The sequence below is a fragment of the Streptomyces ficellus genome, from assembly GCF_030406405.1.
Classification (GTDB): Bacteria; Actinomycetota; Actinomycetes; order Streptomycetales; family Streptomycetaceae; genus Streptomyces; species Streptomyces ficellus_B.
Genome location: NZ_JAUEPL010000005.1, coordinates 225,685 through 245,764 on the forward strand (window position 1 = coordinate 225,685; position 20,080 = coordinate 245,764).

Genomic DNA, 20,080 nt, shown 5'->3' on the forward strand with positions numbered 1-20,080 from the left:
GACAACGATGGCCGCGAACGCGATCGACCAGACCAGGCGGATGCTCTCCCTGGTGACCTACCTGCGTGAGCGCCCCGGCGCGCACGTGGCGGACGTCGCCCGGGCGTTCGGCATCAGCGAGGACGAGCTGATCTCCGACCTCGACGTCCTGCCCATGTGCGGCACCAGCTTCCGCGGCGGCGACCTGCTCGACATCGACACGGACGGCGAACGGATCTGGTGGCACAACCCCGACGACGTCGCCGAACCGCTGCGGCTCGCCGCCGACGAGGCGACCGCGCTGCTGGTCGCGGCGCGGGCCGTGGCCACCCTGCCGGGGCTGCGCGAGGGCGACCGCGAGGCCCTGCTGCGGGCCACCGCGAAGCTGGAGGCCGCGGCGGGCGAGGCGGCGGGCGCCAGCTCCCGGCTGTCGGTGACCTTCGAGTCGGAGGGTGGCGTGTTCGCCGAGGTCGACCGGGCCATCTCGGAACGCCGCCGCCTGTGGCTGCGCTACTACTCACCCGCGCGCGACGAGCTCACCGAGCGCGAGGTGGACCCGATCCGGCTCTTCGCCGTCGGCCATACGTACATGGAGGCTTGGTGCCGCCTGTCCGAGGCGCGGCGCACCTTCCGGCTCGACCGGGTGGCCGAGATCCGTCTCCTCGACGAGCCGTCGGCGCCGCCCGAGATCGAGCTGCGTGATCTCTCGGAGGGCCTGGTGCAGCCGTCCGCCGACGACCCCGAGGTCGTGGTGGAGGTGGCGCCGGGCGGCCGCTGGGTGGCCGAGTACTACCCGCACGACAGCGCCGAGGAGCTGCCCGACGGGGGCTTGCGCATCACGCTGCGTACGCCGGACCCGGCATCGCTGCGGCGCCTCGCCCTGCGGCTGGGCGGGGAGGGGCGGATCGTGTCGCCGCCGGAGCTGGCGGAGAGCGCGCAGCGGGCGGCGTGCGAGGCGCTCGCCGCGTACGACGGCCATGAGTGAGCGGCCATGAGTGAGCGGCCGCGAGTACGGCGCCGTGAGCGACCGGCCGTGAGCGACCGTCTGCGGCCGTCATGAGTGACCGTCATGGGTGGGCGGCCGTGAGTGGGCGGCCGTGAGTGAGTGGGATCAAGCCAGTTGGAGCCGGGTGAGCCGCCCGCATGGGACACCTGAGGGAATTGAGGGATATGTCCGTGATGTCCGGAGTCTCGACGCCGTCGGCCCCGGTCCTCTTCAAGGCCGCCTGCCCCGAGTGCCGCGCCCGCTTCGAGCTCTCGCCCGGCTCGCTCCGCCTCGCCATCGGGGCCAGCCACCGCACCACCTTCTACTCCTTCACCTGTCCCGAATGCGGCTCGGCCGTACGCAAGCCCGCCGGTGAGCGCATCATCGAACTCCTCACCGGCGGCGGCGTGCGGACGCTGCGCCTCCACTCCACCGTCTGAACGTCTAGGCTCTGCGCATGTTCTGGCCCATGCTCGCCATCGCCCTGGGATTCCTCGGCATCGCCGTACTCGGCCTCCTCGGCATCCGGGTGTTCATCGAGGCCCAGCGCCTCGGCCGTCAGGTGACCCACACCACACAGCGAATCAACCGCGCCGCCGAAGATCTGGAGCGCGCGGCCACCGATCTGGCCCGTACCGGCGAAAGTTTGCGATAACGCGGGCGTCTCCTCGGGTGCTGGTGCGAGAGGTACGCTGCTGGTCGCGGCACGGGTGTCGAGGCGCCGGCCGTGAACGCGGAGTACGCACGGGGATTGCCCGGCGTTTACCCGTGCGAGTTACGATCCTTGGAGCGTACGGCTGGACATCCGTCCGGCCGTACAGGCAGATCCCACTCCCCAGCCGCCTCTGTGAGAAGGAAGTCGCACATGATCGGCAATCTGAAGCCCCTCGAGATCGTTCTGATCATCGTAGTGATCCTGCTGCTCTTCGGTGCCAAGAAGCTTCCAGAGATGGCTCGTTCGCTCGGCAAGTCCGCCCGCATCCTCAAGAGCGAGGCCAAGGCGATGAAGAAGGACGACGCGGAGTCGGCTTCGGCGCCCACCACGGACGCGACCGCCCAGCAGCAGCCCGCCACTCGCACCATTCAGGCGGCGCCCGGCGACGTGAGCAGCGCCCGCCCGGTCACCGAGCCGAACACGACCAAGAGCTGACGCAACCCATTTGAGGGCTGCCGCACGAGACAAGGGAAGTGGGTTGCTCAAGACTGCCCGCAAGCGGGAGAAGAACGACGAGGGGCGCATGCCCCTTGTCGATCATTTGCGTGAACTGCGAAACCGGTTGATGAAATCGGTTATCGCCATTGCGGTAGCGGTGATCGTCGCGGCCTTCTTCCAGAAGGACATCTTCGAGTTCCTGATGAAGCCGATCCTCACGTCGGTCGGCTGTCTGAACGGCGCCAGGGAGATGATCAACGGCCAGCCGTGCGCGGACATGACGACGAACGGCCTGCTGTCGCCGTTCACCATCGCGCTGAAAGTGGCGTTGACGACCGGTTTCCTGGTCGCCGCCCCGGTATGGCTCTACCAGCTGTGGGCGTTCGTGGCGCCGGGTCTCCACCGGAAGGAGAAGCGCTACGCGCTGAGCTTCGTGGTGGCCGGAGTGCCGCTGTTCATCGGTGGCGCCTACCTCGCCTACGCGATCCTGCCGCAGACGGCGGAGATCATGCTGGGCTTCGCGCCGGCCGAATCCAAGCCGCTGCTGCCGCTCGACGACTACCTCGACCTGATCACCCGCATGGTGATCGTCTTCGGTCTCGCCTTCGAGCTGCCGCTGCTGCTCATCCTGCTCAATGTCACGGGTGTTCTCACCGGTCGGCGCATGCTCCACTGGTGGCGCGGGATGATCATCGGACTCACGGCGTTCGCCGCCATCGCCACTCCCGGCGGTGAGCCGATTTCCATGCTGCTGCTGGCCGGGCCGCTGGCGGTGCTCTACTTCATCGCGGTCGGTTTCTCGCTGCTGAACGACCGGCGGCGCGAGCGCAAGAACCCCGACCGCGCCCTCTCCGACGACGAGGCGTCCGAACTGGACCTCAGGCCGGAGGCGATCGGCGCGATCGAGCCCGTCTCCACCGCCCCGGCTCTGCCCGAGCAGGCGGACGGCAATCGCTCACAGCGGCGGAACGGATACGACGACATCACCTGAGCGCATCACATCGCGGAGAGGCCCCCCGGATACCTGGGGGGCCTCTTTCCGATGTCGCCGCCCGTAGCCGTCCCGTCGCGCGGCGGGGTGGTGCGCGGGGCGCATGTGCGCGGGATAAAGATCGGCTGAGTGTCAGTGCCGCCGGGTAGGCTCGATAGCAAGATGACAGAAGAACTCACACCCGCGGAAGCGTACGCGGCGGCCCGGCTCCGCGCCGCCGAGCAGGCGACCGCGCTCGCTCCTTTCCGCGATCTGTACGACTTCGAGCTGGACCCGTTCCAGGTCGAGGCCTGCCGAGCCCTTGAGGCCGGCAAGGGAGTGCTGGTCGCGGCACCCACCGGCTCGGGCAAGACCATCGTCGGTGAGTTCGCCGTGCACCTCGCCCTGGAGCAGGGGCGCAAGTGCTTCTACACGACGCCCATCAAGGCGCTGTCGAACCAGAAGTACGCCGACCTCGTCAGGCGCTACGGGCCCGGCAAGGTCGGCCTGCTCACCGGCGACAACAGCGTCAATGGCGAGGCGCCGGTGATCGTCATGACCACCGAGGTCCTCCGCAACATGCTGTACGCGGGCTCCCAGTCCCTCCGGGGTCTGGGCTATGTGGTGATGGACGAGGTGCACTACCTCTCCGACCGGTTCCGCGGAGCCGTGTGGGAGGAAGTGATCATCCACCTTCCGGAGTCGGTGACGCTGGTGTCGCTCTCCGCGACCGTGTCCAACGCCGAGGAGTTCGGCGACTGGCTCGACACCGTCCGTGGTGACACCGAGGTGATCGTCTCCGAGAGCCGCCCCGTGCCGCTGTGGCAGCACGTCCTGGCGGGCCGCCGGATCTACGACCTCTTCGAGGAGGAGACCGACCACGGCGGCCGCGGGGCCGGCCGGCGTGAGGTCAATCCCGACCTCGTCCGCCTCGCGCGCATGGAGAACTCCCGCCCGTTCAACGGGCGTGACCGCCGGCGCGGACGTGAGGCCGACCGTGAGCGCGAGCGGCGGCAGCGGTCGCGGATCTGGACGCCGGGACGGCCCGAGGTCATCGAGCGCCTGGACGCCGAGGGGCTGCTGCCCGCCATCACGTTCATCTTCAGCCGGGCGGGCTGCGAGGCCGCCGTACAGCAGTGCCTGTACGCGGGTCTGCGCCTCAACGACGAGGAAGGGCGCCGGCGCGTCCGGGAGATCGTCGAGGAGCGCACCGCCTCGATCCCCACCGAGGACCTGCACGTCCTGGGCTATTACGAATGGCTCGAAGGCCTGGAGCGGGGCATCGCCGCCCACCACGCGGGCATGCTGCCGACGTTCAAGGAGGTCGTCGAGGAGCTGTTCGTACGTGGCCTGGTCAAGGCCGTGTTCGCCACCGAGACACTGGCGCTGGGCATCAACATGCCCGCTCGTACGGTGGTGCTGGAGAAGCTCGTCAAGTGGAACGGCGAGCAGCACGCCGACATCACCCCGGGCGAGTACACCCAGCTCACCGGGCGCGCAGGGCGGCGCGGCATCGACGTCGAGGGCCACGCGGTGGTGCTCTGGCAGCGCGGCATGGACCCGGGCTACCTCGCGGGGCTGGCCGGCACGCGTACGTATCCGTTGCGCTCCAGCTTCAAACCCTCGTACAACATGGCCGTCAACCTCGTCGACCAGTTCGGCCGGCACCGCTCGCGCGAACTGCTGGAGACGTCCTTCGCGCAGTTCCAGGCGGACAGGTCCGTGGTCGGCATATCGCGCCAGGTCCAGCGGAACGAGGAGGGGCTCCAGGGCTACCGGGAGGGTATGACCTGCCATCTCGGTGACTTCGAGGAGTACGCGCGGCTGCGCCGGGAACTGAAGGACCGCGAGACGGAACTGGCCAAGCAGGGTGCGGCGCAGCGCCGGGTGGCGGCCGCCACTTCCCTGGAGCGGCTCAAGCCCGGTGACGTCATCCATGTGCCGACCGGCAAGTTCGCCGGGCTGGCGCTGGTCCTGGACCCGGGGCTGCCGGCCGGACGGTCCAACGGGCACCGGGGCTTCGAGCACCAGGACGGGCCGCGTCCGCTCGTGCTCACCGCCGAACGGCAGGTCAAGCGGCTCGCCTCGATCGACTTCCCCGTTCCGGTGGAGCCGTTGGAACGGATGCGGATCCCCAAGTCGTTCAACCCGCGCTCGCCGCAGTCACGGCGCGACCTGGCGTCGGCGTTGCGCACCAAGGCCGGGCACATGGCGCCGGAGCGGCACCGCAAGCAGCGCTCCGCGGCCGCCGACGACCGCGAGATCGCCCGGCTGCGCGCGGCGCTGCGCGCCCACCCCTGCCACGGGTGCGACGAGCGCGAGGACCACGCGCGGTGGGCCGAGCGGTACCACCGGCTCCAGCGCGACACACGGCAGCTGGAGCGGCGCATCGAGGGGCGTACGAACACGATCGCCCGCACCTTCGACCGGATCGTGGCGCTCCTGACGGAGATGGACTACCTGCGCGGCAACGAGGTCACCGAGCACGGCAAGCGGCTCGCCCGCCTGTACGGCGAACTGGACCTGCTGGCCAGTGAGTGCCTGCGTGACGGTGTGTGGGAGGGGCTCGACCCGGCCGAACTGGCCGCGTGCGTCTCGGCGCTGGTGTACGAGGCCAGGCAGGCGGACGACGCCGTCGCGCCGAAGCTGCCCTCGGGCAAGGCCAAGGCCGCGCTCGGCGAGATGGTGCGCATCTGGGGCCGGCTGGACGCCCTGGAGGAGGAGTTCAGGATCAACCAGGCGGAAGGCGTCGGCCAGCGCGAGCCGGACCTCGGCTTCGCCTGGGCCGCCTACCAGTGGGCGTCCGGCAAGGGGCTCGACGAGGTGCTGCGCGAGGCGGAGATGCCGGCCGGTGACTTCGTACGGTGGTGCAAGCAGGTCATCGACGTACTGGGCCAGATCGCCGCCGCCGCGCCCAGCGAAGGCAGCACGGTCACCAAGAACGCCCGCAAGGCGGTCGACGCACTGCTGCGGGGCGTCGTCGCCTACAGCTCGGTGGGCTGACCCACCGCCGCCCGCGCACCAGGGCCCGGCCGGGACTTCCCGGCCGGGCCCTTGGCGTACTGGCACTGGCGCCCGGAGTGGAGTGCCGTGCGGGAGTGCCGCGTGCGTGGCGTCGGCGTGCGTGGGTCGGGCGTGCGTCGGTCGTGGTGTGGTGCTGGGTGGCGTGCGAGGTGCTGGATGGCGGGCGGGGCGTCAGGCGACGGCCGCGGGTTCTTGTTCGCGTTCGACCTGCTCGTTCCATTCGCGCTTCACCGCGCGCCAGGCCTCGTCGGACTGGCCCAGGCGCCAGTAGCCCGAGATGGAGAGGCGGTCGCGGGGGATCCGGCGGTCCTGGCGGAGGTGGCGGCGCAGTTCCTTGACGAAGCCCGCCTCGCCGTGGACGAACGCGTGGACGTCGCCGGGCGGGAAGTCCAGGGCGCGTACGGCCGCCAGGAGTGCCTCACCGACCGGCCGGTCGCCGCGGTGCAGCCAGTGGAGCGCGACGCCGGGCGGGGCCGCGATCTTGTGCTCCTCGTCCGGGGACTCCACCTCGATGAAGGCGTGCCCCACCGCGCCCTCCGGCATCCGCTCCAGCGACGCGGCGACCGCCGGCAGCGCGCTCTCGTCGCCGACCAGCAGGTGCCAGTCCGCGGCCGGGTCCGGTGCGTACCCGCCGCCCGGCCCCAGGAAGCGCACGGTCTCGCCCGCCCGTGCCCCCGCCGCCCATGGCCCCGCGAGTCCCTCGTCACCGTGGACGACGAAGTCGACGGTCAGCTCGTGGTGGTCCGGGTCCCACGCCCGCACCGTGTACGTACGGGTCGTGGGCCACTGCTCGCGTGGGAACTCCTCGCGGATCCGCGCCATGTCGAACGGCTCGGGGTAGGTCACACCCTGCGCCGGGAAGATCAGCTTGATGTAGTGGTCGGTGAACTCGTCCGCCGAGAACCCGGACAGCCCTTCACCGCCCAGGACGACGCGCACCATATGCGGCGTGATGCGCTCGGTGCGGACGACACGGGCCTCATGGGCCTTCGGTGCCTTACGGACAGGTTGTTCCGCCACGGTGTCTCCCCCAGAGGATGCGTGCTTAGGCTTACCTAAGCTAGCACCTCACCCCCGGAGAGCGGACAGAAGTCGGTCAAGAGATCCGCCCAGCCCCCATCGCGCCGCCAGCTCCTCCAGCGTCTGCGGATGGCGCGGCCCCACCGGCAGCGCCGGGTCGAAGTCCGGCAGCGGTACGTCCCCGGCGACCCGCACCACCTTCGGCGCGACCGCCAGGTAGTCCCGCGCCTCATCCAGCCGCTTGCGCTGCGCGGGCGTCAGCCGCGACGACGGGTCGTCCACCGCCGCCATGATCCCCGCCAGGTCGCCGTACGTGGCGAGAAGCTTGGCGGCCGTCTTCTCGCCGATGCCGGGCACACCCGGCAGCCCGTCGCTCGGATCCCCGCGCAGCAGGGCCAGGTCCGCGTACCCCGGCCCGTCCACCCCGTACTTCGCGCGCAGCCACGCCTCGTCCGTCACCTGGAGCGTGCCGACGCCTTTGAGCGGATACAGCACCCGCACGCCCCGGGCGTCGTCCACCAACTGGTACAGGTCACGGTCGCCGGTCACGATGTCCACCGGCCCCGCCGCGCGCCCCGCCAGCGTGCCGATCACGTCGTCCGCCTCGTACCCGGCGACGCCCACCCGGGCGATGCCCAGCGCGTCCAGCACCGCCTCGATCACCGGCACCTGGGGCGACAGCGCGTCGGGGACCTCCTCCTCGTCCGGCCCCGCCTCCGTCTCCTCGGCCACCCGGTGCGCCTTGTACGACGGGATCAGCTCGACCCGCCACGCAGGCCGCCAGTCCGCGTCCATGCAGGCCACCAGATCGTCCGGCCGCCGGTCCTGGACCAGCCGGGCGATGAAGTCCAGCAGCCCGCGCACGGCGTTGACGGGCGTGCCGTCCGGGGCCTTCACGGAGTCGGGCACCCCGAAATAGGCGCGGAAGTACAGGGAAGCGGTGTCGAGGAGCATCAGGCGTCGCGTCACAACCCCGATGATGCCGCACCCCACTGACAGAGGGGCCGCACGAAGGGCGCGCACGAGGGCGGCCGCACGAAGCCCGTGCTGAGAGCCGTACGAAGAGCCACACGAACGGGCGCCACATCCGCGCCCGTGGGCCCAGCGAGGCCCGCCCTATCGCGCCTTTCCCACCCGTTGCGCTACTCGGTGGTACCCCCGCTGCGTAAGGTGGTCGCAGAGGGAGGGAGCCGTAGAGATGGACGACAAGGAAACGCCTCGGGTAGGCGCGGCCGTCCGCAAGAGGCGCAGAGCGCTGGCGCTCACCCTCGCCGCGGTCGCCGAGCGCAGCGGCCTGTCCGTGCCCTTCCTGAGCCAGATCGAGAACGAGCGCGCCCGCCCCAGCATGCGCTCGCTCGAACGGGTCGCCGACGCGCTGCGGACCACGGCGGTCGAACTGCTCGACGCCGCCGATTCGGCGCGCACCGTCGACGTCGTACGCGCCACGGACGACGACGCGGGACCGACCGGGGCGCGGGCCCTGGTGCGGGGCGCGCAGCAGATGCACGCCGAGGAGTTCACCGGCGAGCACGACGCCGGACGGGAACTCGTGCTGCGCAACGACGCCATGCTGTACGTCGCCGACGGCGCCGCCCAGGTGGAGGCCGAAGGCCGGGTGTACCGGCTGGAGCGCGGCGACACGCTGTACCTCTCCGGCGGCGTCCGCCACCGCTGGCGGGCCGGCGGGCCCGGCACCCGGGTCCTCGTCGTCTCCGTCGCCGAGCACATCGAGACGTGACGACGCGGTGGTGTCCGTGATGCGCGTCGTCTCGCTCGTGCCTTCCCTCACCGAGGCGGTCGCCGTCAGCGCCCCCGGCCTGCTCGTCGGCGCCACGAACTGGTGCACCCACCCCGCCGGCCTGGACGTCGCCCGGATCGGCGGCACCAAGAACCCGGACGTCGCCGCCGTCGCCGCCCTCCGGCCCGACCTCGTCATCGCCAACGAGGAGGAGAACCGCGCCCCCGACCTCGCCGCGCTGCGCGCCGCCGGACTGGACGTCCTGGTCACCGAGGTCCGCGACCTGGAGCAGGCGTTCGCCGAGCTGGACCGGGTGCTGCGCGCGTGCGGGGTGCGGACGCGGCCGCGGTGGCTGGACGACGCGGAGGCGGCCTGGGCGGCGCTCATCCCGGACCCGTACCGCGAGGCCGTCGTGCCCATCTGGCGCCGCCCCTGGATGGTGCTGGGCCGCGACACCTTCGCCGGGGACCTGCTCGCCCGGCTGGGCGTGGGCAATGTGTACGCCGCCCATGCCGAGCGCTACCCGCGCATCCCGCTCGACCAGCTGCGCGCGTCCGGGGCTGACCTCGTCGTCCTGCCGGACGAGCCGTACCGCTTCACGGCGGACGACGGGCCCGAGGCGTTCGACGGGCTGCCCGCCGCGCTCGTCGACGGGCGGCACCTCACGTGGTACGGGCCGTCACTGGCCGAGGCGCCCTCGGCGCTGCGAGCAGCGCTCCGCCGGCCAGTCCACGGGCGGTCCTGACGGCTGCCGTCAGCCAGGCCGCCACCAGCAGGACGTACAGCGCCACCGCCAGCCACCGCAGCGCCACCAGCCCGGTGTGCCGCGCCAGCCCCTCCGCGGCCGTCACGCACGTCCCCACCGGGAAGGTCAACGCCCACCACGTCATGGCGAACCCCATGCCCCGGCGCCGGGCCCGCAGCACCATCGCCCCCGCCAGCGCCAGCCACATCAGCGCGAAGCCCATCACCGGCACGCCGTACAGCACGGCGAGCCCGCCCGCGTACGGAATGTGCGGCGCCGCCTCGGCGAAGGCGCTCGCGGCCGTCGTGGACTGGCCCAGCGGACCGAGCACCAGGAACAGCGTCGGGGTCAGCGCGAGCGGCAGCGGCCCGCCGGTCATCAGCCGGCCGAAGACCAGCGGCAGCATCAGCAGCGTCGCGAGCAGGCTCAGCCCGAACATCCCGTGGCAGGCGGCCAGCAGTGTCCGCTGCCACTGGCCGGGCGGCAGATGCGGTACGAGGAGGGGGCCGAGGGCCGCCGAGACCATCGGCGACACCACGGGCAGCAGCCACACCGGGGAGGCTGCCCTGATCGTGATGTCGTGGTGCACCACCATCAGGTACGGGATCGCCACGGCGGCCGCCAGGCCGACGGCCGTGCCCACGACGTACAGCACCGTGTTCAGCGCGACCGCCGCGTCCGGACCGATCCAGTCCCTGCCCACGATCATCGTGCCGCCGCCGACCGAGAGCAGCGCCATGGCGAGGCAGCCGTAGAACGGGGCGACGGCGGGGTCGAGCAGATGGGCGCGGGCCTGGTCGCGGTGGAGGGCCCAGTGCAGCGCCCGCGCGGCGAGAAGTGTGGCCAGCATCAGCAGGGACAGCGCCCACACGGCCGCGCAGGCGGTGCGCAGACCCGGTACGGGCAGCGGGAGCGCGGCGCCCGCGCTGGCGACGATCGCGGTGCCCATCACGGTGGCGTACCAGTTCGGTCCGAGGTGGCGGACGGCCGTGGTGCGGGGGAGCGGACGGTGCTGCGCGAGGGATGCCAGGGTTGCCATGTTCCTAGGCTGACCTGCGCTTTTGGTGATCACCAGGAATCACGCTCCTATGACCACATAAGCTGAAGTTATGAGCCTCTCGCACCGCGTGCCGGACCTCGGCGCCCTCGAACTGCTCCTCGCCGTCGCCCGGCACGGCAGCCTCGGGCGGGCCGCGCGCGAGGTCGGCATCACCCAGCCCGCCGCCAGCAGCCGCGTCCGCTCCATGGAACGGCAGCTCGGCGTCGCCCTCGTGGACCGCTCCCCGCGCGGCTCCCGGCTCACCGACGCGGGCGCGCTGGTCACCGACTGGGCGCGGCGCGTCGTCGAGGCCGCCGAGGCGTTCGACGCGGGGGCGCAGGCGCTGCGGGACCGGCGCGACTCGCGGCTGCGGGTCGCCGCGTCGATGACCATCGCCGAGTACCTGCTGCCCGGGTGGCTCATCGCCCTGCGCGCCGAGCGCCCCGGCACGGCCGTCTCCCTCCAGGCCGGCAACTCGACGGCCGTGGCCGCCAGCCTGCTCGCCGGCGAGGCGGACCTGGGGTACGTCGAGGGCCTCGCCGTCCCCGAGGGCCTGGACGCGGTGGTCGTCGCCCACGACCGGCTCGTGGTGGTCGCGGCCCCGTCCCACCGGTGGGCCCGCCGCCGCGCCCCGCTCACGCCCGCGGAACTGGCGGCCACGCCGCTGGTGCTGCGCGAGTACGGCTCGGGCACCCGGCAGGTGCTGGACGCGGCGCTCGCGGAGTACGGGGGTCTCGCCGAACCGCTGCTGGAGCTGGCCTCCACGACGGCGGTCAAGGCCGCGGCGGTGACGGGCGCGGGCCCGGCGGTGCTCAGCGAGCTGGCGGTCACGGAGGAACTCGCCTCACGCCGCCTCGTCGAGGTCCCCGTCGAGGGCGTCCGCCTCCACCGCGCCCTACGCGCCGTCTGGCCGACCGGCCCCCGCCCCACGGGCCCGGCACGAGACCTGCTCTCGCTGGCGCGGGGCGGGGGTGGCTGACAGGTCGGACGTCCCCGCTGGAACTGCCCCGGCTTCCGGTCGCCTGACACACACCGAGGCCCGGCCGCCTGTCCCCGCGGGCCGGGTCTCTCGTGTGGGCTCACGATGCGGCCGCTACCAGTCCTCGCATCACGCGGGTGTCGTCGCCCATCTCCGGGTGCCACTGGACGCCCAGGGCCCAGCGCGCGCCCGTCAGTTCGATCGCCTCCACAGTGCCGTCCTCCGCGTACGCCGAGGCCGTCAGGCCCTTGCCGAGGCGGTCGACCGCCTGGTGGTGGTACGTGGGGACCGTCGTCGCCTCCTCTATCAGAGACGCGTAGCGGGTGCCCGGGACCGGCTTCACCGTGTGGGCGCCGAAGACGCCGACGCCGCCGGTGTGTCCGTCCACGTGTTGGAGCAGGGTGCCGCCGAGGGCCACGTTCAGCAGTTGCATGCCGCGGCAGATGCCGAGCAGCGGGGTGCCGGCCGTGAGGGCCGCGTCGATCAGGGCGAGCTCCCAGGCGTCGCGCTCCCGGGCGGGCGGGCCCGTACGCGGGTCGCTCTCGGCGCCGTACCGTACGGGCTCCACGTCGGCGCCGCCCGCGATGACCAGGCCGTCGAGGCGGGCGACCACCTCGGCGGCGACGGACGGGGTGTCGGGCGGCAGCATCGCTGCGATACCGCCCGCCGCCTGGACCAGGCGGGGGTACGCGGCGGGCAGCAGCGCCGCGGGGTGCTCCCACACGCCCCACTTCGCGGGGTCCAGGTAGGTGGTGACGCCGATGAGCGGTTGGGACACGGTGGTGGTTCTCCTCAGGTGCGGTCGAGTTCGGCCTCGGCCGCGGCCAGGGCCGCGAACTCCTCCTCGGGCGCGTTCGCGACGAGACGGTGCCGACTGTAGAAGGCGAAGTAGGCCAGGGCGACGACGTAGACGCCGAGGGCGATCAGTGCCGCGTCCACGTCCACGAGGAACGTCGCCACCAGCGCGGACAGGGCGAGCACGAAGGCCACGGAGGACGTCAGGATGCCGCCGGGCGTACGGTACGGGCGCGGCAGCTCCGGTTCGCGGCGGCGCAGCACGATGTGGGACAGCGCCATCAGGGCGTAACTGATGGTGGCGCCGAACACCGCGATGTTGAGCATCCGCGCCCCGTTCCCGGTCCCGGCCGCCAGCGCGAAGCCGATCGCGCCCGGGATCAGCAGGCCCAGGTACGGCGACTTGCGGCGGCTGGTCAGGGACAGGAAGCGGGGGAGGTAACCGGCGCGGGAGAGGGCGAACAGCTGGCGTGAGCCCGCGTAGATGAGGGAGAAGAACGAGGCCACCAGGCCCGCCAGGCCCGCGTAGTTGACGAACCGGCTCAGCGCGGTGGGATCGCCGTCCCCCTGGAGGGCCACCACGAGCGGGTTGCCCGCGTCCTGGATCGCGGCCGAACCCCGGGCGCCCGTGGCCGCGAAGAACGTCAGGACGGCCAGGAGCGCGAGGATCAGCATGGACAGCGAGAGCGCCCGCGGCATGGACCGCACCGGGTCCTTCGCCTCCTCGGCGGCCAGTGGCACACCCTCCACGCCCAGGAAGAACCACATCCCGAAGGGGAAGGCGGCCCAGATCCCGAGCAGCCCGAAGGGAAGCCAGGAGTTGGCGCCGAACGCGTCGGTGGCGGGGATGTCGTCGAGGCCGTCCGCGCGGAACTCGGTGAACGCGCCCGCCGCGAAGATGAGCAGCGCCGCGACCGCGATGGCCGTCACGATCAGGCTGAAGCGCAGTGCCTCACCCACGCCCCACAGGTGGATGCCGATGAAGACGGCGAAGCAGGCCAGGTAGACGGGCCAGCCGGACTCCAGGCCGAACAGGCCGAGGGATTCGACGTAGTCGCCGATGAAGATGGAGATGGCGGCCGGGGCGAGGATGTACTCGATGAGGATCGCCGTGCCGGTGAGGAACCCGCCCCAGGTGCCGAGCGCCCGGCGCGCGAAGCCGTAACCGCCGCCCGCGGCGGGCAGGATGGCGGACAGCTCGGCGAGCGCGTACACCAGACAGGCGTACATCACACCCATCAGGACGGTGGCGATCGCCAGTCCGCCGAAACCGCCCTCGGCCAGGCCGATGTTCCAGCCGGAGAAGTCGCCGGAGACGACATACCCGACGCCGAGGCCGGTCAGCAGGAGCCAGCCGGCGCTGCCCTGCCGCAGGGCCCGGCGCTTGAGGTAGTCATCGGCGGGGATGGGTGTGTCCGTGGTTTCTTCCAGCGTCATGGCAGCAGTGCTCCCGCGTCGGTCCGGGCCCAATGGAATGGACCCATACCTTTGCGGTGGGTGGGCCGGAACGCAAGACCCGTGCGTTACTTTCGGGTTACGCCCAGGGCGTGTCCGCGAAGCAGCGTCGTCCGCCCGCAGGGCGGGCCTGGCGTCGCCGGCAGACGGGCTTCGCGGACACGCCCTGGGGTCACGTGAGGAATCCGCGCAGCAGGGCCGCCGTCCCCGCGCAGTGCTCCCGCATCACCTCGCGCGCCGCGTCCGCGTCCCCGTCCAGCACCGCTTCGACCAGCGCGGTGTGCTGGAGCTGGGAGTGCTCCAGGTTCCGTACGAGCAGCGGGATGCAGTCCAGCAGGTCGTTGACCGTGGCCCGTACCGCCGCGTACTGCGCCGTCAGCGAAGGCGACCCGGACAGCTCCGCCAGCGTGAGGTGCAGCAGCGTGTCCTGGCGCCGGTAGTCGTCCAGCGGCGCGTCGTGCGTCGCCCCCAGCGCCGTACGCAGCCGCTCCGCGCCCTCGCCGGACAGCCCGTGCGCCGCGCACAGCCCGGCCGCGCCCACCTCCAGCACCTCGCGGAAGCGCAGCGTGTCCTCGACGTCGACCGACGCGATACGGCGCCGCAGCTCCCGCTCGCCGTTGTCGCCGGGCGTGCGGTCGCGGGGCAGGACGAACGTTCCGCCGTAGCGGCCGCGCCGGCTCTCCACCAGGCCCTGGTCCTGGAGGACCTTCAGCACCTCGCGCAGCGTCACCCGGCTGATGCCCATCCGGTCCGCCAGCTCCCGCTCGGCCGGCAGCCGCTCGCCGCCGGGCACCAGGCCGAGCCGTACGACCTGGAGGATCTGCTCCAGCGCCTCCTCGAAGCCGTTGCCCGCCCGCACCGGCCTGAGGACGGGGGCCAGCCGGTCCTCCCGATCACTCTTCTTGGTCACCTCGCGGTTTCCCCTTCCCAAGCAATGGTCTTCGGCAATACCTTATGGCTCCCGGCTGACCGAAGGAGGAGCATCCCCGTGGCAGACCGCAAACCCCCGCTCACCGTCGAGGAGCTGCGCAGGCTCGTCGCGCATGGCGAGATCGACACAGTGGTCCTGGCCTTCCCCGATATGCAAGGGCGGCTCCAGGGCAAGCGGTTCGCCGCACCCTTCTTCCTCTCCGACGTGCTGGAGCACGGCACCGAGGGCTGCAACTACCTGCTCGCCGTGGACGTGGAGCTGAACACCGTCGACGGCTACGAGATGTCCTCGTGGAGCAAGGGCTACGGCGACTTCGCCATGCGCCCCGACCTGTCCACGCTGCGCCGCGTCCCCTGGAACGAGGGCACGGCCCTGCTCGTCGCGGACCTCGCCTGGAGCGACGGCTCACCCGTCGTCGCCGCACCCCGCCAGATCCTGCGCCGCCAGCTGGAACGGCTCGCCGAGCACGGTTACACCGCCCACGTCGGCACGGAGCTCGAATTCATCGTCTTCAAGGACTCCTATGAGCAGGCCTGGGACGCGGGCTACCGGGGACTGACTCCGGCAAACCAGTACAACATTGACTATTCGGTCCTTGGTACGGGCCGTATCGAGCCCCTGCTGCGCCGCATCCGCAACGAGATGGCCGCAGCCGGACTGACCGTCGAGTCCGCCAAGGGCGAGTGCAATCCCGGCCAGCACGAGATCGCCTTCAAGTACGACGAGGCCCTGGTCACCTGCGACCAGCACGCCATCTACAAGACCGGCGCCAAGGAGATCGCCGCCCAGGAGGGCGTCTCGCTCACCTTCATGGCGAAGTACAACGAGCGTGAGGGCAACTCCTGCCACATCCACCTGTCGTTGCAGGACGCCGGCGGCCGCAATGTGATGGCGGGCGACGGGCCCGGCGGTATGTCCCCGGTCATGCGCCACTTCCTGGCCGGACAGCTCGCCGCGCTGCGGGACTTCTCCCTCCTCTACGCGCCGAACATCAACTCGTACAAGCGCTTCCAGCCCGGCTCCTTCGCCCCGACCGCCGTCGCCTGGGGTCACGACAACCGCACCTGCTCCCTGCGGGTGGTCGGCCACGGCCGCTCGATGCGGTTCGAAAACCGCCTCCCCGGCGGCGACGTCAACCCCCACCTCGCCGTCGCGGGCCTGGTCGCGGCCGGGCTGCACGGGATCGAACAGGAGCTGGAGCTCCCCGAGGCGTGCGACGGCAACGCCTACACCGCCGGCTACGCCCACGTCCCCACCACCCTGCGCGAGGCCGCCGAGCTGTGGGAGAACAGCCCCATCGCGAAGGCCGCCTTCGGGGACGAGGTCGTCGCCCACTACCGCAACATGGCGCGGGTCGAACTGGACGCCTTCGACGCCGCGGTGACCGACTGGGAGCTGCGCCGCTCCTTCGAACGCATGTGAGGAACGACTTGTCCGACCAGCACCTCGTACTCAACCCCGCCACCGAAGAGGTCATCGCCACCGTCCCGGCCGCCACCCCGGCAGACGTCGACGCAGCCGTCAGGCGCGCCGCGGCGGCCCAGCGAGGATGGGCCGCGGCTGCCCCCGCCGACCGCGCCCGCCTGCTGCGCCGCTTCGCCGCCGTCGTCGACGAGCACGTCGAGGAACTGGCGCGGCTGGAGGTCCGCGAGGCGGGCCACACCATCGGCAACGCCCGCTGGGAAGCCGGCAACGTCCGCGACCTGCTCGACTACGCGGCCGGGGGTGTCGAGCGCCTCAACGGCCGCCAGATCCCGGTCGCCGGCGGCCTCGACGTCACCATCCTGGAACCCCTCGGCGTCATCGGCGTGATCGCCCCCTGGAACTTCCCCATGCCCATCGCCGCCTGGGGCACCGCCCCCGCGCTCGCGGCGGGCAACGCGGTCATCCTCAAGCCCGCCGAGACCACTCCGCTCACCGCCCTCCGGCTCGCCGAACTCGCCCTGGAGGCGGGCCTGCCCGAACACCTCTTCCAGGTGCTCCCGGGGGCGGGATCCGTGGCGGGCAACGCGCTGGTCGAGCACCACGGCGTCGCGAAGATCGTCTTCACCGGCTCCACCCGTGTGGGCAAGGGCATCATGGCGACGTGCGCCGACCGTGTGAAGCGCGTGACCCTCGAACTCGGCGGCAAGAGCCCCAACATCGTCTTCGCCGACTCCGACATCGAAGCCGCGGCCGCCGCCACCCCCATGTCCTTCCTGGACAACGCCGGCCAGGACTGCTGCGCCCGCACGCGCATCCTCGTCCAGCGCACCGCGTACGACCGCTTCCTGGAGCTTCTGGCCCCGGGGATCGAGGAGATCGTCGTCGGCGACCCGTCCGACGAGAAGACCCGGATGGGGCCGCTGATCTCCCGTACGCAGCTCGAACGCGTCCGTTCGTACGTCACCGACGACGCGGCCGGCATCCGCGGCAAGGCCCCCGAAGGCCCCGGCTTCTGGTTCCCGCCCACCGTCCTCACCGGCCTGGCGCCCGACGCCCCCGCCGCCGTCGAGGAGGTCTTCGGCCCCGTCGCGGTCGTCCTCCCCTTCGACGACGAGGAGGACGCGATCCGGCTCGCCAACGCCACCGAGTACGGCCTGTCCGGCTCCATCTGGACCCGCGACGTCGGCCGCGCCCTGCGCGTCTCCGGCGCCGTCCGGGCCGGGAACCTCTCCGTCAACTCCCACTCCAGCGTCCGCTACTGGACGCCGTTCGGCGGCTTCAAGCAGTCCGGCCTCGGCCGTGAACTGGGCCCCGACGCCCTGACCGCTTTCACCGAAACCAAGAACGTCTTCATCAGCACGGAGGCCTGAACCCATGACCGAGACCCCTGTGTGCCGCCGCCTCGTCGGCCGTACCGCCGTCATCACCGGCGCCGGCAGCGGCATCGGCCTCGCCGCCGCGCGCCGCCTCGCCTCCGAGGGCGCCAACGTGGTCTGCGGCGACATCGACGAGAGCGCCGGCAAGGCCGCGGCCGACGAGGTCGGCGGGACGTTCGTACGCGTCGACGTCACCGACGCCGACGAGGTCGAGGCGCTCTTCAAGACCGCGTACGACATCTACGGCAGCGTCGACATCGCCTTCAACAACGCCGGGATCTCGCCGCCCGACGACGACTCCATCCTCACCACCGGCCTGGAGGCGTGGAAGCGGGTCCAGGACGTCAACCTCACCTCCGTCTACCTGTGCTGCAAGGCCGCCATCCCCTACATGCGGCGCCAGGGCAAGGGCTCCATCATCAACACGGCGTCGTTCGTGGCCATCATGGGCGCCGCGACGAGCCAGATCTCGTACACGGCGTCCAAGGGCGGCGTGCTGGCCATGTCACGAGAGCTGGGCGTGCAGTTCGCCCGCGAGGGCATCCGCGTCAACGCCCTGTGCCCGGGGCCGGTGAACACCCCGCTCCTCCAGGAGCTGTTCGCCAAGGACCCGGAGCGGGCCGCGCGCCGCCTGGTCCACATCCCGGTCGGCCGCTTCGCCGAGGCGGAGGAGATCGCCGCGGCGGTGGCGTTCCTCGCGAGCGACGACTCGTCGTTCATCAACGCCACCGACTTCCTGGTCGACGGCGGCATCTCCGGCGCGTATGTCACTCCCCTGTAGTCACGCGAACAGCCGGGCGTCCCACGGCGCCCGGCTGTCCCGGCCAGGGCATCCGCCCCCTCGGCAGCGCGACGGGCGGCGGCGTGGGCAGCAGCATTGGTCCATGAGGGCCACCGCGTGGGGGGGGGCTTGTCCGTCACGCCTACAGGAAGGTGCGGCCCTCGCCCCGGTACGTCGGTACGGTCGCCGTGACCCGGTCCCCCTCGACCAGGTGCAGCGTGTCGAACCGCTCGCACAGCTCGCCCGCCTTCGCGTGCCGGAACCACACCTTGTCGCCGATCAGCAGATCGTCGGCGGGGGAGCCCAGCAGCGGCGTCTGCACCTCGCCCGCGCCCTCCTGCGGGTCGTAGCGCAGCCCTTCCGGCAGGTACGGCACGGGCAGCCGGTCCCGGCCCGGCGCGCCCGACGCCGGGTAGCCGCCGCCGAGCACGGTGATCACGCCCACACCGGGGCGGCGGACGACGGGCTGCGCGAAGAGCGCCGCCGGACGGCCCGTGAACGACGTGTAGTCGTCGAACAGGCGCGGTACGTAGAGCCCCGACCCCGCCGCGATCTCCGTGACCGCGCTCTCGGCCGCCGTGTGCTGCACGCTCCCGGTCCCGCCGCCGTTGACGAACTCCAGGTCGGGCGCCACGGCCCGGACCGCCGCCGCCACGGCCGCCCTGCGGGCCGCCAGCTCCCTGCGGGCCGCCGCCTGCATCAGCCGAACGGCCCGTGAACGCACCGGCCGGCCCGCGATCGCGTCACCCACCCCGGCGACATGTCCCTCGTACGCCATGAGCCCGACGAGCCGGAACCCCGGCCGGCGCGCCACCGCCCGTGCGACCTCGGCCACTTGGCTCGCGGTACGCAGCGGGGAACGCCGCGCCCCGATCCGTATCCGGCCGCCCAGCAGGTGCAGCGAGGTGTCCAGCTCCAGGCAGACCCGGATCTCCTCGGCGCCGCCGTCCCGCGCCCGGTCGATCAGGTCCAGCTGCGCCGGGTCGTCGACCATCACGGTCACCGCGCCCGCGAGCTTGGCGTCCCGGGCGAGCTCCGAGAAACCGGCGCGGTCGGCGGACGGGTAGGCCAGCAGGACGTCCTCGAACCCGGCCCGCGCCAGCCACAGCGACTCGCCCAGCGTGAACGACATGATCCCGGCGAACCCCTCCCGCGCCAGGACCCGCTCCAACAAGGCCCGGCAGCGCACGGACTTGCTGGCGACCCGTATCGGCTTCCCGCCGGCCCGGCGGACCAGATCGTCGGCGTTCGCGTCGAACGCCTCCAGATCGACGACGGCGACGGGCGCGTCGAGATGGGCGGTGGCCCGGTCGTAGCGGGCACGGTCGGCGGCACGCGGAGTCATGGCCAGAGCCTGCCAGACCTGCCTACCTGGGGGTAGGGGGACGTTCCGGTCAGATCCGCCCCGACCTGCTGCCTCCTTGCCGGTGGGTCGGGCGCAGCCCGTAGAGTTACCCGCACGCGCTGACGAACGGGCCTGCCCCGCAAGGCGATCCGGACGACACCGAGGGGGGCGGATGAGCACCGAAGCACGACGCCCGCCCGCCCGCGTCCCGGACGCCCCGCGCCCCGCCGACCGCACGCCCCGGCCACCCTCCACCACCCCGGACGGAACCCCGCTCGGCGGCCGCCGGCCCGGGCAGGGCGCGCCCCCCGGTGCACCGACGAGCCCGGCCCCCGGCCCG

Annotated in this window: 19 protein-coding genes; 12 read left to right on the forward strand and 7 right to left on the reverse strand. The window is 72.2% G+C overall.

Features of this window, described 5'->3' with window-relative positions:
• The first annotated feature begins 7 nt into the window (after positions 1-7).
• The 6 genes from QWM81_RS06115 (at position 8) to QWM81_RS06140 (ending at position 6,090) form a co-directional block, all read left to right on the forward strand.
• Positions 8-964, forward strand: a complete 957-nt coding sequence (locus QWM81_RS06115; protein WP_290110527.1) for a helix-turn-helix transcriptional regulator — start codon at positions 8-10, stop codon at positions 962-964.
• A gap of 194 nt (positions 965-1,158) precedes the next feature.
• The gene (locus tag QWM81_RS06120; protein WP_435372332.1) at positions 1,159-1,404 is read left to right on the forward strand and encodes a hypothetical protein; all 246 of its coding nucleotides are present in this window, start codon (positions 1,159-1,161) and stop codon (positions 1,402-1,404) included.
• Positions 1,405-1,421: 17 nt separating this feature from the next.
• Positions 1,422-1,619 carry a hypothetical protein gene (locus QWM81_RS06125; protein WP_290110531.1) on the forward strand — a complete coding sequence of 66 codons (198 nt, stop codon included), beginning with the start codon at positions 1,422-1,424 and terminating at the stop codon, positions 1,617-1,619.
• Between the two features lie 210 nt (positions 1,620-1,829).
• On the forward strand, positions 1,830-2,114 hold the full coding sequence (gene tatA, locus QWM81_RS06130) for a Sec-independent protein translocase subunit TatA (protein ID WP_290110533.1): 285 nt from the start codon (positions 1,830-1,832) through the stop codon (positions 2,112-2,114).
• Between the two features lie 43 nt (positions 2,115-2,157).
• Entirely contained in the window at positions 2,158-3,108 is a 951-nt protein-coding gene (gene tatC / locus QWM81_RS06135; protein WP_290110534.1) for a twin-arginine translocase subunit TatC, read from the forward strand.
• 162 nt (positions 3,109-3,270) lie between these two features.
• Entirely contained in the window at positions 3,271-6,090 is a 2,820-nt protein-coding gene (locus QWM81_RS06140; protein ID WP_290110536.1) for a DEAD/DEAH box helicase, read from the forward strand.
• Positions 6,091-6,282: 192 nt separating this feature from the next.
• Here the strand turns inward: QWM81_RS06140 and QWM81_RS06145 are convergent, their stop codons facing one another.
• Positions 6,283-7,131, reverse strand: a complete 849-nt coding sequence (locus QWM81_RS06145; protein ID WP_290110538.1) for a siderophore-interacting protein — start codon at positions 7,129-7,131, stop codon at positions 6,283-6,285.
• A gap of 48 nt (positions 7,132-7,179) precedes the next feature.
• On the reverse strand, positions 7,180-8,085 hold the full coding sequence (locus QWM81_RS06150; RefSeq protein ID WP_290110565.1) for a 5'-3' exonuclease: 906 nt from the start codon (positions 8,083-8,085) through the stop codon (positions 7,180-7,182).
• Positions 8,086-8,329: 244 nt separating this feature from the next.
• On the opposite strand from QWM81_RS06150, the gene QWM81_RS06155 reads away from it, so the two are divergent.
• Positions 8,330-8,869, forward strand: a complete 540-nt coding sequence (locus QWM81_RS06155; protein WP_290110540.1) for a helix-turn-helix domain-containing protein — start codon at positions 8,330-8,332, stop codon at positions 8,867-8,869.
• A gap of 19 nt (positions 8,870-8,888) precedes the next feature.
• On the forward strand, positions 8,889-9,614 hold the full coding sequence (locus tag QWM81_RS06160) for a helical backbone metal receptor (protein WP_290110566.1): 726 nt from the start codon (positions 8,889-8,891) through the stop codon (positions 9,612-9,614).
• Here QWM81_RS06160 and QWM81_RS06165 read toward each other — a convergent pair.
• Entirely contained in the window at positions 9,532-10,653 is a 1,122-nt protein-coding gene (locus QWM81_RS06165) for a TDT family transporter (RefSeq protein WP_290110541.1), read from the reverse strand. The genes QWM81_RS06160 and QWM81_RS06165 overlap by 83 nt on opposite strands.
• Positions 10,654-10,723: 70 nt before the next feature.
• On the opposite strand from QWM81_RS06165, the gene QWM81_RS06170 reads away from it, so the two are divergent.
• Complete coding sequence (locus tag QWM81_RS06170) at positions 10,724-11,632, forward strand: LysR family transcriptional regulator (RefSeq protein WP_290110542.1); 909 nt, start codon at positions 10,724-10,726, stop codon at positions 11,630-11,632.
• Positions 11,633-11,732: 100 nt separating this feature from the next.
• Here QWM81_RS06170 and QWM81_RS06175 read toward each other — a convergent pair whose 3' ends face one another.
• The 3 genes from QWM81_RS06175 to QWM81_RS06185 all read right to left on the reverse strand — a co-directional run bounded on the left by QWM81_RS06175 (position 11,733) and on the right by QWM81_RS06185 (position 14,792).
• Positions 11,733-12,410 carry a gamma-glutamyl-gamma-aminobutyrate hydrolase family protein gene (locus QWM81_RS06175; RefSeq protein ID WP_290110544.1) on the reverse strand — a complete coding sequence of 226 codons (678 nt, stop codon included), beginning with the start codon at positions 12,408-12,410 and terminating at the stop codon, positions 11,733-11,735.
• 14 nt (positions 12,411-12,424) lie between these two features.
• Complete coding sequence (gene eat / locus QWM81_RS06180; RefSeq protein ID WP_290110546.1) at positions 12,425-13,864, reverse strand: ethanolamine permease; 1,440 nt, start codon at positions 13,862-13,864, stop codon at positions 12,425-12,427.
• 190 nt (positions 13,865-14,054) lie between these two features.
• Positions 14,055-14,792, reverse strand: a complete 738-nt coding sequence (locus tag QWM81_RS06185) for a FadR/GntR family transcriptional regulator (RefSeq protein ID WP_290110548.1) — start codon at positions 14,790-14,792, stop codon at positions 14,055-14,057.
• Between the two features lie 78 nt (positions 14,793-14,870).
• On the opposite strand from QWM81_RS06185, the gene QWM81_RS06190 reads away from it, so the two are divergent.
• Genes QWM81_RS06190 through QWM81_RS06200 form a run of 3 tightly spaced genes read left to right on the forward strand, consistent with a single transcriptional unit; the run spans position 14,871 to position 18,395 of the window.
• Positions 14,871-16,235, forward strand: coding sequence for a glutamine synthetase family protein (locus QWM81_RS06190; protein ID WP_290110549.1), 1,365 nt, complete (start codon positions 14,871-14,873; stop codon positions 16,233-16,235).
• A gap of 8 nt (positions 16,236-16,243) precedes the next feature.
• Positions 16,244-17,608, forward strand: a complete 1,365-nt coding sequence (locus QWM81_RS06195; RefSeq protein WP_290110550.1) for an aldehyde dehydrogenase family protein — start codon at positions 16,244-16,246, stop codon at positions 17,606-17,608.
• A 4-nt stretch (positions 17,609-17,612) separates the two neighbouring features.
• Positions 17,613-18,395: a 3-oxoacyl-ACP reductase gene (locus QWM81_RS06200; RefSeq protein WP_290110551.1), complete on the forward strand. Its 783-nt coding sequence runs from the start codon at positions 17,613-17,615 to the stop codon at positions 18,393-18,395.
• 142 nt (positions 18,396-18,537) lie between these two features.
• On the opposite strand, the gene QWM81_RS06205 is transcribed toward QWM81_RS06200, so the two are convergent.
• Entirely contained in the window at positions 18,538-19,740 is a 1,203-nt protein-coding gene (locus QWM81_RS06205; protein WP_290110552.1) for an amino acid deaminase/aldolase, read from the reverse strand.
• Positions 19,741-20,080 lie beyond the last annotated feature (340 nt).